The organism is Exiguobacterium sp. s21, assembly GCF_018617975.1.
In the GTDB taxonomy this organism is placed as follows: domain Bacteria; phylum Bacillota; class Bacilli; order Exiguobacteriales; family Exiguobacteriaceae; genus Exiguobacterium; species Exiguobacterium mexicanum_A.
In genome coordinates, this window is the sequence record NZ_JACSLF010000010.1 from 68,139 (window position 1) to 82,226 (window position 14,088).

16 protein-coding genes are annotated in these 14,088 nt (G+C 51.9%); 6 read left to right on the forward strand and 10 right to left on the reverse strand.

The genetic code is table 11. The annotated features are described in order from the left end of the window. Nucleotides 1-62: 62 nt before the first annotated feature. Nucleotides 63-1,970 (reverse strand): heavy metal translocating P-type ATPase, encoded by a 1,908-nt coding sequence (locus KNP06_RS11615; protein ID WP_214708770.1) that lies wholly within the window; start codon nucleotides 1,968-1,970, stop codon nucleotides 63-65. 199 nt (nucleotides 1,971-2,169) lie between these two features. On the opposite strand from KNP06_RS11615, the gene KNP06_RS11620 reads away from it, so the two are divergent. Together KNP06_RS11620 and KNP06_RS11625 are read left to right on the forward strand one after the other, a co-directional pair. Beyond that, on the forward strand, nucleotides 2,170-3,105 hold the full coding sequence (locus KNP06_RS11620) for a DMT family transporter (protein WP_214789175.1): 936 nt from the start codon (nucleotides 2,170-2,172) through the stop codon (nucleotides 3,103-3,105). Between the two features lie 138 nt (nucleotides 3,106-3,243). After that, nucleotides 3,244-3,546: a hypothetical protein gene (locus tag KNP06_RS11625; RefSeq protein ID WP_128123764.1), complete on the forward strand. Its 303-nt coding sequence runs from the start codon at nucleotides 3,244-3,246 to the stop codon at nucleotides 3,544-3,546. A gap of 41 nt (nucleotides 3,547-3,587) precedes the next feature. Here the strand turns inward: KNP06_RS11625 and KNP06_RS11630 are convergent, their stop codons facing one another. Genes KNP06_RS11630 through yfkAB form a run of 3 tightly spaced genes read right to left on the reverse strand, consistent with a single transcriptional unit; the run spans nucleotide 3,588 to nucleotide 6,126 of the window. After that, a complete protein-coding gene (locus KNP06_RS11630) occupies nucleotides 3,588-4,730 on the reverse strand; it encodes an MFS transporter (protein WP_138859923.1) in 1,143 nt (380 codons plus the stop codon). Between the two features lie 41 nt (nucleotides 4,731-4,771). Further along, nucleotides 4,772-4,966 carry a hypothetical protein gene (locus KNP06_RS11635; RefSeq protein WP_021067771.1) on the reverse strand — a complete coding sequence of 65 codons (195 nt, stop codon included), beginning with the start codon at nucleotides 4,964-4,966 and terminating at the stop codon, nucleotides 4,772-4,774. Nucleotides 4,967-5,019: 53 nt separating this feature from the next. Beyond that, nucleotides 5,020-6,126, reverse strand: a complete 1,107-nt coding sequence (gene yfkAB / locus KNP06_RS11640; RefSeq protein ID WP_214789178.1) for a radical SAM/CxCxxxxC motif protein YfkAB — start codon at nucleotides 6,124-6,126, stop codon at nucleotides 5,020-5,022. Nucleotides 6,127-6,211: 85 nt separating this feature from the next. Here yfkAB and KNP06_RS11645 point away from each other — a divergent pair, with 85 nt between their 5' ends. From KNP06_RS11645 to KNP06_RS11655, 3 genes are all read left to right on the forward strand, one after another. Beyond that, nucleotides 6,212-6,421: a hypothetical protein gene (locus KNP06_RS11645; protein ID WP_016510454.1), complete on the forward strand. Its 210-nt coding sequence runs from the start codon at nucleotides 6,212-6,214 to the stop codon at nucleotides 6,419-6,421. After that, the gene (rlmD, locus tag KNP06_RS11650) at nucleotides 6,418-7,794 is read left to right on the forward strand and encodes a 23S rRNA (uracil(1939)-C(5))-methyltransferase RlmD (protein ID WP_214789181.1); all 1,377 of its coding nucleotides are present in this window, start codon (nucleotides 6,418-6,420) and stop codon (nucleotides 7,792-7,794) included. The genes KNP06_RS11645 and rlmD overlap by 4 nt, the downstream gene beginning before the upstream one ends. A 95-nt stretch (nucleotides 7,795-7,889) precedes the next feature. Then, entirely contained in the window at nucleotides 7,890-8,297 is a 408-nt protein-coding gene (locus KNP06_RS11655; RefSeq protein ID WP_034781016.1) for a cytidine deaminase, read from the forward strand. Nucleotides 8,298-8,324: 27 nt separating this feature from the next. Here the strand turns inward: KNP06_RS11655 and KNP06_RS11660 are convergent, their stop codons facing one another. Next, on the reverse strand, nucleotides 8,325-8,534 hold the full coding sequence (locus tag KNP06_RS11660; RefSeq protein WP_034781015.1) for a hypothetical protein: 210 nt from the start codon (nucleotides 8,532-8,534) through the stop codon (nucleotides 8,325-8,327). Between the two features lie 127 nt (nucleotides 8,535-8,661). Here KNP06_RS11660 and KNP06_RS11665 point away from each other — a divergent pair, with 127 nt between their 5' ends. Next, nucleotides 8,662-8,949 carry a hypothetical protein gene (locus KNP06_RS11665; protein ID WP_034781013.1) on the forward strand — a complete coding sequence of 96 codons (288 nt, stop codon included), beginning with the start codon at nucleotides 8,662-8,664 and terminating at the stop codon, nucleotides 8,947-8,949. 24 nt (nucleotides 8,950-8,973) lie between these two features. Here KNP06_RS11665 and KNP06_RS11670 read toward each other — a convergent pair whose 3' ends face one another. The 5 genes from KNP06_RS11670 to KNP06_RS11690 all read right to left on the reverse strand — a co-directional run bounded on the left by KNP06_RS11670 (nucleotide 8,974) and on the right by KNP06_RS11690 (nucleotide 14,056). Continuing rightward, a complete protein-coding gene (locus KNP06_RS11670; RefSeq protein WP_214789184.1) occupies nucleotides 8,974-10,359 on the reverse strand; it encodes a sensor histidine kinase in 1,386 nt (461 codons plus the stop codon). Then, on the reverse strand, nucleotides 10,356-11,045 hold the full coding sequence (locus KNP06_RS11675) for a response regulator transcription factor (protein WP_021067764.1): 690 nt from the start codon (nucleotides 11,043-11,045) through the stop codon (nucleotides 10,356-10,358). Before KNP06_RS11675 ends, KNP06_RS11670 begins: the two co-directional genes overlap by 4 nt. Nucleotides 11,046-11,214: 169 nt before the next feature. Then, nucleotides 11,215-11,781 (reverse strand): GNAT family N-acetyltransferase, encoded by a 567-nt coding sequence (locus tag KNP06_RS11680; protein ID WP_021067763.1) that lies wholly within the window; start codon nucleotides 11,779-11,781, stop codon nucleotides 11,215-11,217. 201 nt (nucleotides 11,782-11,982) lie between these two features. After that, nucleotides 11,983-13,134 (reverse strand): amidohydrolase, encoded by a 1,152-nt coding sequence (locus KNP06_RS11685; protein ID WP_214712381.1) that lies wholly within the window; start codon nucleotides 13,132-13,134, stop codon nucleotides 11,983-11,985. Nucleotides 13,135-13,147: 13 nt separating this feature from the next. Next, the gene (locus tag KNP06_RS11690) at nucleotides 13,148-14,056 is read right to left on the reverse strand and encodes a TIGR01777 family oxidoreductase (protein WP_214789187.1); all 909 of its coding nucleotides are present in this window, start codon (nucleotides 14,054-14,056) and stop codon (nucleotides 13,148-13,150) included. Nucleotides 14,057-14,088: the final 32 nt, after the last annotated feature.

The window sequence follows — 14,088 nt, forward strand, 5'->3', positions numbered from 1 at the left end:
TTTCAATTATAGCGAAATTACTAACGGCTTTCAACGACGGTTTGAATGAGTGTCGAATTTTGTCATTCCCACGAGGTGCTGAGCAAACGAAGCCCGTTCAAGATGACGAGGATGGTCGATCCTTCATGGCCGACGACCGCGAACGGCATGACGAGCAGTTCGAAGATGTTCGTCGCAATCAACACGAGGATGACACCTAGGGCAAACACGACGTTTTGGAGGACGACGCGATTCAATTTACGGGACTGTTTGATAGCCGAGCTCAACCGACGGAGGTCGTTTTTCATTAAGACGACGTCGGCCGTCTCGAGGGCGGCGTCTGTCCCTTCACCCATCGCGATCCCGACATCGGCTGTCGCGAGGGCGGGGGCGTCGTTGATGCCGTCGCCAATCATGCCGATGCTACCGTATTCTTGTTTTAATTGTTTAATCTGCTCGACCTTCTCTTCTGGGAGACATTCGGCGATGTAACGGGTCAACCCGGCCTCAGTGGCGATGGCGCGGGCTGTCGCCTCGTTATCGCCCGTGATCATGATCGTCGCGATACCGAGATGGTTGAGTCGTTCGATCGCTTGTTTGGCTTCTGGGCGCAGTGTGTCCCGGAGCGCGAACGCTCCAATCGTCTTCGCTTCATCGCTGACGAATACGAGCGTATGGCCGGCAGCTTTTAAACGTTCAACATCGTCGCGGAAGAAATCTCCGCTCGGATCGGCGAATTTTTGTTTGCCGACCCGATAGGCGACACCATCGATCGTCGCTTCAATCCCGGACCCGGTCACGTCTTTGAAGTGTTCCATCGTTCCTGTGTAGTTCCCTGTGAATTGGACGAGCGCTTCGGCGAGCGGGTGCATCGAATGTTCTTCAATCAAGCTGACGATGCGATAGACGTGCTCTTTCTCAACGGTTGGATGGATCAATGCCGATTGGACTTCTGGTTTACCAATGGTGAGCGTACCGGTCTTATCGAAGGCGATCGCTTTCAAACGGCCCATGTTCTCGATATGGACGCCACCTTTGAACAAAATCCCATGTTTGGCGGATGAAGCGATGGCGGCGAGTGCGGCCGGAGTGATGGCTGCGACGAGGGCGCACGGCGAAGCGACGACGAGTAAAATCATACCGCGGTAAATACTCGTCTCAAGCGACCACGGCGTCAACACAGGTCCGAGCAAGATGATTGCGGTGACGGAGACGAGCACGACTTGAACGTAGCGTCCCTCGTACCGGTCGATGAACTGGGCGGACGGTGATTTTTCCTCTTGCGCTTGCTGTACCATTTGAATGATTTTTTGGAACAACGTTTCCGTGGCGAGCTTTGTCACTTCTAACGTCAAGACACCGTTCAAGTTAACGCTTGAGCCGTATACCTCGTCGCCGACGTTTCGGTCGACCGGAATCGATTCACCGGTGATGGCGGCTTCCTCGATCGAGGCACTGCCTTTCAAAATCCGACCGTCGACCGGGATGCGTTCGCCGGGTCTTACGTAGATGTGGTCTCCGACGCGAAGGTCGTCGATATGGACGACCTCGAGGCCGTCCGAAGCGTTCAATCGCGTCGCTTGTTCAGGTTGCAGTTCCATTAATGACTCGAGGGCGCGTTCGTTTTTGTTCATCGTGTACGTCTCGAGTGCACCGGACAAAGCGAAAATGAAGATGAGGATGGCACCTTCCATCCAATAGCCGATGGCCGCGGCGCCGATGGCCGCGATGATCATGAGCAGTTCGACGTTCAACGAACGGGTTTCCCACGTATCGGTCAGACCTTCTTTCGCTTTGGCATATCCGCCGATTAAAAAGGCGGTCAAATAGAGGGTGACGTAGAGCGCAGGAGCTCCGTCTTGTCTTTCCGTGATATATGCGAGTACAATCAATACACCACTGATGAGCGCCATGATGAGCTCGATATGTTCGAACCAGTTGGCCCGTTTAAAGACGTGGCTTTTTTCCTGTGTGACGGTTGATGTGTTCATGTGAGCACCTCTTTCTAAATGAGAATATATATCAGTTAAATGATAATGATTGAGGATGATTATCATTATCTATTGTTGATATGATTGGATTTAATACTAGTTTCGGCTCATAACCTTATTTATAATTATTATCATGTAAGTCTATTTTAGCACCAATCGTAATAACTCACAAACTAAAAGATTAAGGAGTTTTTGTGTCATGCAAAATGTATTTCAACGCCCTTGGACGGTCACGTTCCTCGCGCTATTCAACACGTTTTTATGGGGGAGCGCGTTCCCGTTTATCAAACTGAGCTACGAGGCGCTTGATATTCAAGAGCACGAGTACGGCCAGCAGTTGTTTTTTGCCGGCGAACGCTTTTTATTGTCCGGACTGCTCTTGCTCGTGATTAGCCGCCTCGTCTTCAAACGGCCGATTCGATTAAACGCGGAAAAGTTGAAGGCGTATGCACATTTAGGGGCATTTTTGACATTCTTACAATATTTGTTCTTTTATATCGGGCTTTCCATCTCGACCGGGGTGCAAGGTTCGATTATCGCGGGATCGACCTCATTCTTCCAAATGGCGCTTGCCCATTTCCGTTATGAGGATGACCGTCTCAACCGGTTGAAGGGGATTGCCCTCACACTCGGTTTCTCTGGGATTGTCATCGCCAACTGGCCGACAGCGCACGCAGAGATAGGATTTGGGATTGGCGAGATCTTGCTCATTATGGCGATGATCTCAGGGGCGTTCGGGAACTTGATTGCGAAAGACTACTCACGCGCACATGATGTCGCCCCGATGACGGCTTGGGCGATGGTATTCGGCTCGCTCGGTCTTCTCGTCGTCGGCTATGTGCTCGCGCCAGGGGATGTGTTCCTTCCTTACACGATCACGACGCTTTTCTTCTTGCTGTATCTCGCGCTCTTGTCTGCAATCGGGTTCACGTTATGGAACACACTCATGAAATATAATCCGGTCAGCCGGGTATCACTTTATATGTTTTTTGTTCCCTTATTCGGTGTCGTCTTATCGAGCGTTTTACTCGGTGAAACGATCCCGTGGAACGCGCTTGTCGGATTATTGTTCGTCATCGCGGGCATCTATCTCTCGACTTATTTCCAGGGGCGAGTCAACCGTTCGGCCCGTTGATCAAACAAAGCTGACGCACGGTTGACGGAATCTTGTTCCCATGGCAAAATATATTAAAAATTCTGAATTCTTTCAGTTGAAAATCGGTCTTCGTTGTAAAGACTTGCGTACGAATCTGATAGAAGGGAGGATTGTGCCATGGCAAGAAATCCGATTGTCCGAAATATACTCATCTCGCGTCAACCACGGGACGAGTACGTCAAATACGTGATGAAGTGCGTAAGTCGCGGATTGAAGGAGCATCACGACCAAGTGGACGCGCGTGCAACGAGGCAAGGGGAGGACATCCAGACGAAGTGGCATATCAATGATCGCGTCATTGAAGTCACAATCAAGTCGGACGTGCTGGCCTCACTAGAGACAGAACCGTTCGCGCTCGATGAAGTGTTCATGCGCGCGTTCGAACGAAACGACGTTCGTCTCGGTCCAATCAAGGAATGAGTGATACGAAAAAGGGTGAGTCTCCGTTGAGACTCACCCTTTTATGCATCAATCGGCTTCGCTTTCGCTGTGAACAGACTCACAGCCAAGATGCCGAGAATAAGTGTGTACATCAAGAAATACACTTCTTTCGGTAACGCAATCCAAAACGCGCCAATCATTGGCCCGCTGATCGAACCGACGCTGAACGAGATGCTATAGAGCATATTGCCGGTCGGTAACAACGAACGTGGCAACACTTCTGTCATATGAGCCAAACCGAGAGAATACGTGGAGCCGAGACCGGCCCCGGCAAGAGCGAACAAGACGAGCAGCCAGGCGTAATGGTCGACGGCCAGGTTGGCGACGGCGAAGACGAGCGTTCCGAGCGTCAACACGATTTGCAGGATGCGTTTCTTCCCGAAGTGATCGGCGAGGCGGCCGAGCGGTAACTGGACGATAATCGAGGCGACGATGAACGTCGTGATGAGCGTACTCGTCTGTGTCAGCCCGATGTCGTTGCGGACCGTGAAAATCGGTAAGTTGGCATTCAAGCTCGCCTCAAGGAACCCGTATGTAAAAGCAGGTAAGAGCGTATATCCGCCGCCGATGAGGACGAGGCGGATGCGTCCTTTCGAGTCGGTCTTCACTTTCTCAGCCTCAGGGTACTCGTTGTCGACCTTGAAGATCAAGAACAAGGATGCGAGACAGAAGACGATCAAGACGAGGAACGGCAGCCAAAAGTGGAGGTCGACGAGCGGGGCGATGAGCGGGCCGACCGCGAATCCGAGGCTGAACGCCATCCCGTAATACGCCATCGCCCGGCCAAGACTTCGCTTCTCGCTCGCAGACGTGACCCACACTTGGGATCCGTAATGGAGCGCCGAATCCCCAAATCCGATGACGAAACGCATGAGTGCCCACATGAGCAGTGACGGCCAGAGCGGCAAAAAGAACGTGGCAAGCGCCGTCAAGACGATGCCGAGGACGATGGTCGGCCGAAACCCGTACTTGCGGACGAACCGTTCGAGTAGCGGCGCAGAGACGATGACGCCCAAGTAGAGCATCGTCGCATTCAACCCGTTCAACCAGGCCGGGTTGCCGTCCCGTTCGATGAGCGTCGACAAGAGCGGGATGAGCGCGCCTTGAATCAAACCAGAAATAAAGACGACGAGTAATAAAATCGAAAACCGAAATCGTTGCATAATTCACCTCATACTCAAATAGTAAAAAGCTGAGAAGGGTCTCAGCTTTTTGGTTCGTCAATCGGTTGAGGTACATGATTCAAGTGTAAGAGTTCATCATCCCAACTGCCTTGACTGAATACTTCATCACGGTCTACTTTGTCTGAAACGAATGCGGCTGTCAATAAGATGCTGAGCACACCACCGAAAATGATGATGGCCATGACGGTGATCATGAATACATAGATGGCTGTCATCTTTAAACACCTCGATTCAGTTTATATACTGAAAATTTCCCGAAACAAAACAATTAAAACGGCTCAGCGACACGTTCACGGAAGTCAACGTTCGGGTAATACGCTTGCTTGACGAGCGCGTTCGGCCCGAGACATTTGACGGCCGGGCAGTGGCATGACAGTGTGGCGTTCAGACTGCTGTTCGTCCACGTTTCGTATGCATCCTGGAACGAGGTATCATACAGTGTGCCGAGCGTGCCGAGCTCGTCTCCGAAGTCGGTGACGATAATCTGGCCATCGAAGATATTCGTGTTGAGGCGTGAGCGGCCATCTGGGTCGTTCCGAACGGTGACGTTCTTCGCCTCGTGGAGTCGTCTCAACAAAGCGCGGTCCTCTGGTGCGTCGGAGCAGGCATAAAACGGCAACGTCCCGAATAACATCCAGACGTTCTCGTTCCGGACATCGAGCAGGTCATGAATCGCCTGGCGGGTATCGGCAAGCGATGCCGACTCGAGCGCGCTAGCAAAGTCTGCGGGGTACATCGGGTGAACTTCGTGACGCTGACAGCCGAGTGCGACGATCTCTTCATGGATTTCTTTCAAGTGCGGGATCGTCCGTTTGTTGATCATCGTCTCGGCGGATACGATGATGCCTTCGGAGGTGAGCGCCCGGGCATTGTCTTTCATCGTCTGAAGCATCTTCAAACGTGCCTCGGCGCTCGGTTTTCGATCCATCATCGCGAAACCGCCCTCTAAGAAATCGGCGTCTGTGCCCCAGTTATGCGAAATGTGCAAAACGTCGAGGTAAGGGGTAATAAGATGGTAGCGAGAGAGTGGGAGCGTCAAGTTCGAGTTGATTTGTGTCCGGGCGCCACGCTCTTTCGCATAACGCAAGAGCGGGACGACATAGTTCCGCACCGACTTCATCGACAGCATCGGCTCGCCGCCCGTGATGGAGAACGCGCGCAAATGCTCGATCTCATCAAGGCGCGAAATCAATAGGTCGAGCGGGACTTCAGGTTCTTCCGTCTGATTAAGCATATTGCCGACCGCGCAATGTTCGCAGCGCATATTGCACAGCTTGGTCGTCGTCACTTCGACGTTCGAGAGGACGAGGCGACCGAACTCGGTTTGATCGAGGTAGGCTTCCCACGGATCAAACGTTGTCGAGATGTTTTGCATATCAATTCCACCTTTTCATCAAGTCACACGAAATAGTATGCTATAATAACAACTCTTTGTCACGAACCAAAGGAGCGATCACGAGATGGGTAAATCACGAACGGATACGGCAGGAAAAATGAACGTGTTAAAATCGAGAACGGAATTACTGTGCTTATCAGTCAATACGTTGGACGAATTCACGACGCCAGAGGATTTGCATCGATTGTTAGCTGATATTGATTCCTTACGTGCGAAAGTCGTACGTTACGCCAAAGATTTAGAACAAGTATCTCGAAAGGATGAAACACATTGAAACTGATCGTAGGAGAATACACTAGCGCCCAAGCCGAGCGGCTAGGCATTAACGGAGAGGGCATCGCGACGATTGATCGCATGGTCATCTTCATCCCAAACTTATTACCAGGCGAGAAGGCGAAAGTCGAAATTACGCGCGTCGAGCGGAACTACGCCGAGGCGCGCGTCATCAAGCGCGATAATGATTCACCGGACCGGGTCAAACCGCCGTGTCCGATTTATGACGAGTGTGGCGGTTGCCAGATTCAACATATGAGTCCGCGCCTGCAGATGGACTATAAAGAAGAAATCGTCCGCAACGCCTTCCGTCAAAAGACGAAATTGAACGTCGACAAATCGGATATCCGTGGTACGAAAGGGATGGACAACCCTTGGTATTACCGCAACAAGTCGCAATTCCCGCTCTCGACGCGTCGCGGCGAGATCGTGTCGGGTCTCTACAAACCGAACACGAACGAACTCGTGCCAATCGAGCATTGCATGGTACAGCAGCGCGACACGACGAACATTAACAACGCCATCGTCCGTATTTTGAACGAGCTCGACATCCCGGTATACGATGCGCGCCGTGACGTCGGTTTCGCCCGTACCGTCATCGTCCGCTCAGGCTACAAGACAGATGATGTCCAAGTCGTGCTCGTCGTCGGGAACGAGGACGTCCCGCGTTTAGATGAATTGAGCGATCGCATCATGGCGTTACCGAACGTCGTATCGTTCCACATTAATATCAACTCGAACCGTTCGGGTGTCATTTTCGGTTACCGCACGGTCCACATTGCCGGTCAAGACAAGATGGACGAGCAACTCGATGACGTCCATTATCATTTGTCACCGCGCGCTTTCTTCCAGCTCAACCCGGCTCAGACAGAGATTATGTATCGTGAAGTCGTCGAGGCGGCAGGGCTCACGGGCGAAGAGCGCGTCATCGATGCGTACGCCGGTGTCGGTTCGATCGGGCTATGGCTCGCGCCGCACACGAAAGAGATTCGCGGGATGGAAGTCGTCCCGGAAGCGGTCGAAGATGCGAATGCGCACATGCGTGAGAACGGCTTTAGCCATGCGACTTACGTCGAAGGCCGGGCCGAACATTGGATTCCGCGCTGGGTCAAGGACGGTTGGATTCCAGACGTCATCGTCGTCGACCCGCCGCGCACCGGGGTCGATCATCAACTGTTGAACGCGATGATTTCATCGAAAGCAAAACGGATCGTCTACGTGTCATGTAACCCGCAGACGCTCGCGCGTGACGCGGACCAGCTCATGAAAGCCGACTATAAAATCAACTATATTCAGCCGTACGATATGTTCCCGCAGACGGCACACGTCGAGTCAATCGTCGTCTTCGAGAAGAAGAAAAAGAAAAAGTATTGACGGGATTGTGAAAACGCTTGCAAGAACGACGTTTTTGCGTTATAGTTCAGATGTCAGACTTCTTTGATAAACATTAAGAAGCGGAGGAACATCAGATGATCCCACAAGAAAAAGTGAACGAGCTTGTCCATAAAGCGATTGATGCACGGTCGCGCGCCTATACTCCTTATTCGAAGTTTAATGTCGGGGCTGTCGTCATCGACGAGACCGGCAAAGAGATCTCGGGTTGCAACGTCGAGAACGCTTCGTACGGCTTGTCGATGTGTGCAGAACGGACTGCCATATTCAAAGCGGTATCGGAAGGCAGCAAGGCAATCGAGACTGTCGTCGTCGTCGGCGACACGGACGGACCAATCTCGCCATGTGGCGCTTGCCGTCAAGTTATCGCCGAGTTTGCCAGTGACGACTTTACATTGATTCTCGCGAACATGGCCGGGGAGACGAAAGTGATGACGAAAGAAGAGATGTTGCCTTACGGCTTCTCGCCAAGCGATTTAACATAAAAATGCGGACGAATTTCGTCCGCATTTTTATTTATTGCCCTCATATTTTTTCTCGCTGACCGAGTCATCCTTCGAGTGCCGCTTTTGTTTCTCATCTTTCACTTTCTGGTTCAGCTCTTCTACCGGGATCGGGTCGACCGTTTCCATCCCTTCCTGGTCGAAGATGCTCTCCTTGTCCGTATCGACGGCATCCGGATTATCAAACGGTCGCTTGGACGTATCTTTTGACTGTTTCATCTTCATCGCCTCCTTGTCTTGACTGTTATTCCACTTCCTGAATGGGTGTAAACGCTTTAGAAAATGGGTTTCGATTTCGCAGAACAGTGGAATTATCCGTACATAGTGACTAAGGAGGGGTATTCGGATGGATAAGAAAGTATTGATGGGAATCGTACTCGGGGTAGCTGGGGCCGCGCTCGTCGCACCAAAAGTGGCGGCACTCTTGACTCAGGACCGAGATGACGATACATGGAGCAAGATGGACAAGATGGAAAGTGTCGATTCGGATAAGGATGAGGCGGAGGAAGGCCTCACTCAACTCGATTCGAACTATCGGGCCGAGTGGCAAGCGAATGGTTATCCACAGACGCACGCCGAGCGGGAACGTCTCATGAATGAATCAGATGACGCCTATAAAGGCAAAGACATATAAAAAAGACAGCCGCGGCTGTCTTTTTTATATGTCTTCTTCCGGCAAGAGCGGCAATGTGAGCGTGACGGTCGTTCCGTTGCCAACTTCTGAAGTGAAGTGCATCGAGCCGCCGTGGCGTTCCATGATGTGTTTGGCGATGGCGAGGCCGAGCCCGGTCCCGCCATCTTCGCGTGTGCGTGACTTATTGACACGGTAAAATCGCTTCGTCAATTGATCGAGATCCTCTTTCGGGATCCCCCGACCTTCGTCCCGAATCTCGGTGACGGCATTGTCGGCGGTCGCATATGTCTTCACATGGATCGTTTTCCCGGCTTCGGTGTAGCGAAGGGCGTTGTCGAGCAAGTTTCCAACGACTTGCTCGAGCCGGTCGTGGTCCCCAAGAATGATCAAGTCGAAATCGAGGTCCATCTCGATCGTGACGCCTTTCGCCCCGGCAATCGGCTCGAAACGGTACAGCACATCTTCGAGCACTTGCGAATAGACGACCGGTTCTTTCGTCATCGGATATGAGTCGCGTTCGAGTTGGGCCAAGTCGAGCAAATCGTTGACGAGCCGTTGCAAGCGCTCCGTCTCATTCTCGATGATCTCGTAATATTGGTTTTTCGTTTTCTCGTCGAGCGACGGGTCTTGGAGCATTTCCGTATAGCCCCGAATATATGACAACGGTGTCCGCAATTCATGACTGACGTTCGCCAAAAATTCTTTCCGTTGCTCTTCGACGAGACCGAGTGACTCGGCCATCCGGTTCAGCGTCTCGGCGAGCTCGCCAATCTCGTCATCGTAATAAATCGGGATACGGTGCGAGAAGTCGCCTTTGGCATATACTTGCGAGGCTCGCTTCATTTGTATGAGTGGCTGAATGATCGTATCGATAATTTGCGTCCCGAAGATGAGCAAGTTCACGATCATCAAGATGAGCAAGAACGTGATCATGAGCCGAATCGGTTGGAACGGCTCACTGATTTTACTTAACTCCATATATAGGATGAGCGCATTATCGAGCTCGCCGTCCCGGATGAGCGGGAAGGCGGACATCAGGATATCCACATCCTCGGTCGGGTGTTTACGGGTGACGGAGATCGCGTAGCCGTCTTGCAGTTTGGCGAGGTCTTGTTCCCTTAAAAACGTCTTGCCTGAGCCGAGACTGTCTTCCCTGACCGACGAGAGGAACACTTTCGTCTCGGTCAGTTCGTTCGTGTACGTCATACTGTCCGAAAACGCGTCAGAGAAGCCGTCCGCCTTGTAGATGGTGACGAGCTTCTCTCCGCGGTTGATGAGCAGTTCTTCCTGCGTCTGAATATAGAACTTGTCGTATAAGTAAAACGTCATGATGATGAACACGAACGCGGAGAAGAGGCTAGCGGTCCAGATGGTGATCCAAATCCGCTTCCGGATCGTGTATTGCTTCATACGGTCGCCTCGAACTTGTAGCCGATCCCCCAGACGGTTTGAATGTAGCCACCTGCTTCACCGAGCTTGAGGCGAAGCGTCTTGATATGTGTGTCGACCGTCCGAAGGTTACCGTGGTACTCGGTGCCCCAAATTTGATCGAGCAACTGTTCACGTGAGAATACTTTCTCTTCATTCGTGATGAACAAGTAGAGCAAATCGAACTCTTTGCGGGTCAAGTTGACCGTTTTGCCTTTCACGCTGACCGCACGGCCATCGATATCGATGGACAAGACTCCGGTATCGAACGTCGCTTCTTGTTCTTTCGAGAAGTTATGCGTCCGACGAAGCGTTGCTTCGATGCGGGCAAGCAGCTCGCGCGGACTGAACGGCTTCGTGATATAGTCATCCGCGCCGATCTTCAAGCCATGGATGCGATCGAGTTCTTCTGACCGGGCCGTGAGCATGATAATCGGGACGTTCGAGAACTCGCGGATGCGCATGCATGCCGTGAGGCCGTCGAGTTCAGGCATCATCACGTCGAGCAGGACGAGGTGGAACGACTGTTCTTTCAATAAGTCGATTGCCTCGAGGCCGTTCGTGGCTGTGACGGTCTCATATCCTTCCTTCTCTAAATTTGAAACGAGTAAATCCCGCATTTGTTCTTCATCATCGGTCACTAAGATGCGAAACGTTGGTTCTGACATTGGGCATTCTCCTTTACAAAACGGTTAACGAGGCTGTGTGATAATTCCCTCATACCTCTATCATACCTATCTCTCCGAATTAGAACAGAAATATTCATTGCCGTAAAGTTGTCCTCATGAAATCCACACAAAAACGCCACAAAAAAGCCAATTCTTTGTCAGAATTGGCTTACGCTTCGAGCTGTGCTTCATAGGTATGGTCGAATTCAGGCGCATGGAGTGAGTGCAAGTAAAGCTGGAAACTCGATTTTGACACTTCATACAAGACATATTCGACGTCCCCTTGGTTGATTTCAGTCAATAGTTCAGACCGGATCTCGTTAGCGCAGAAAGCGTACGGTAGTTTCTCAGCCGCCGCGATCGAACGCTCATTCGATTGACGGATTTTTAAAAATACACTTTCTATGTCAAGCTCGAAGAAAAGTTCAGAGAAGAACGCTTCTTTCGCGACTTGATTGTAACCTTTGCCGTGATACGGTTTGCCAAGCCACGTCCCGAGGAATCCATAGCCCGATTCCACGTCGAACAAGCTGATTGTCCCAATCGGGGTACCAAACTCGTTCGTGATGGTACGTGAGATGATGTTTCCTTGCTCTTCTAGCTCGATGATTTGCTTCGTGCTAAATAAAAACTCGTCAAAGTGGACCGTCTTTTGACGGACATACGGAAAGACATCTGGGTGTTGCATCAGTTCGAACAACTCCGCGCAGTCGGTAAGCTCACGAAATTTGAGCACCTTTACATTCCTCCTCCTATTTCAGACCGCTGAAGAATAGTTGTAACGAAAGCATACTTCTGGCTTCGTTGTTCGAACTTGCCTTGGCTGCTCCCTTTTATGAAGTTACAAGATTATTTTATATAGTTTTTTTGAAAAAGCAAGTAAATAAAATGCAACTTCACAAAAAAATAATAAGAACGCTTTCATGACTGGCCTCACTCACATCTCATGATGTGTTTTCGATCGGTTCGTCGAGTAAACGATGTGGCCATCGACGATGGTCATAATCGGCTTTGACATGTAGTCGAGCGGGAAGTGACTCCAAAGGACAAGGTCGGCATCTTTGCCGATTTCGAGCGAGCCGATGCGGTCGTCTACTCCAAGCGATTCGGCCGGATGGATCGTGATGGCGCGGAGTGCGACGTCGACCGGAAGTCCTTCGCGGGCAGCAAGACCGGCGCAAAGATTTAAATATTGAACGGGCGTATAAGGATGGTCCGTCGTGATCGAGACAATCATATCGTGTTCATGTAAAATTCGGTACGTCTCCCATGTTTTGTTCTGGAGCTCAATTTTCGATTTACGTGTGAACGTCGGACCGACGGTGACATGTTTGACACCGAGTTCGCGTAACTTTTCAGCGACGAGATGTCCTTCCGTACAGTGCTCGATCCGATAATCGAGGTCGAACTCTTGCGCGAAGCGGACGACCGATAAAATATCGTCGGCGCGGTGGGCGTGGACCCGGATTGGCATCTTGCGGTCAAGGGCGAGTTGAATCATCTGGCTGCCAAACGTGCCGATCGTCTTCGTCGAGTCGACGGTCCGGAACGCTTCACGCAACAACCCCATGATCCCCATGCGGGTCAACTCACCAGATCTCCCCATACTGTGGACACGCTTCGGGTTCTCCCCGAGGGCGAGCTTGAGACCGGCATAACGCCGAAGTACCATGTCCTCGATGAAGCGGCCGTGCGTTTTAATGACACTCGTCACCCCGCCGATGACGTTCATACTGCCGGGCATGACTTGAACGGCAGTGACTCCGGCCATGAGCGCCTCTTGAAACCCTTCATCGAGCGGATAGACGCCGTCGATGGCCCGAGCGTGCGGCGTCATCGCCTCGACGGTCTCGTTTGCATCGTTTCCGACTGAACCTGTCCCTTCGTCATACAGTCCGAGGTGGGTATGGGCATCGATAAACCCTGGGAACAAGAAGTTGCCTTCGGCTTCGATGACCGTTTCTCCGTCGAGCGGGTCCAGCAAGTCTGCCATTTCAATGATTTTGCCGTCCTTGACGCGCAAATCTCCGTAAAAATGTGGGGCAGTGATTGGATAAATGTGGGCGTTACGAATTAACAAATTACTCACGTGCTAGCTCCTTTCAAATCAAATGAAGTAGTTGTTTCAAAGCGGGTTCTAACGTTTCGTAACGGAAGCGGAAACCGTGATTGAGTGCTTTCGTCGGGACGACTTTCGCCCCTTCAAGGACGATGACACTCTTCTCTCCGAGCGCGAGCTTGAGGAGCGGTGCTGGGGCAGGTGCCCAATGCGGGCGATGCATCACGCGTCCGAGCGTTTTTCCAAACTCATTCATCGTGACGGGCGTCGGTGCCGTGCCGTTGACGGGGCCTTCGATGGAAGTCGTCTCGATGATATGGACAAACAGGCGAACGAGGTCGTCCAAATGAATCCACGGTACCCATTGCTGTCCTGAGCCGAGCCGTCCTCCGACACCGAGCGTGTACGGCAGTTTCATGAGCGGGAAGGCGCCGCCGTCATTCGATAAGACGACACCGGTCCGCATCGTGACGAGGCGAATTCCCATGTCTTTGATCGGGGCCGCCTCTTTCTCCCACAACACACAGACGTTTCCTAAGAAGTTGGTCCGGTCCGGGAGTGGGGTCGCTTCGGAATACGTGATGGAACGGTCTTCCCCGTAAATCCCGATGGCGGATCCGCTGATGACGACGCTCGGCTTGCGTTTCATATTTTTAATGATCCGAACGACTTCTTTCGTCCCGTCGATTCGGCTTTGAAGAATGGCTTGTTTCTGTTTATGTGTCCAGCGTCCATCGTTGATGGAGGCACCAGCCAAATGGATGAAGGCGTCGACGTCTTGCAACTCGGACTCAGGATGACTGCCTGGTGTCATCCATTCGACGAACGAGATCCCTCCTTGCCGCGGGCGCGGGCGGCGTGTCAATACGACGACTTGATGTCCGGCTTCGGCGAGCGCGCGGACGAGTGGGCGACCGATTAGTCCGGTTCCGCCGGTTATTGCTATTTTCATAAGTCTCCCTCCAGTATATTGAAGCGATTTCA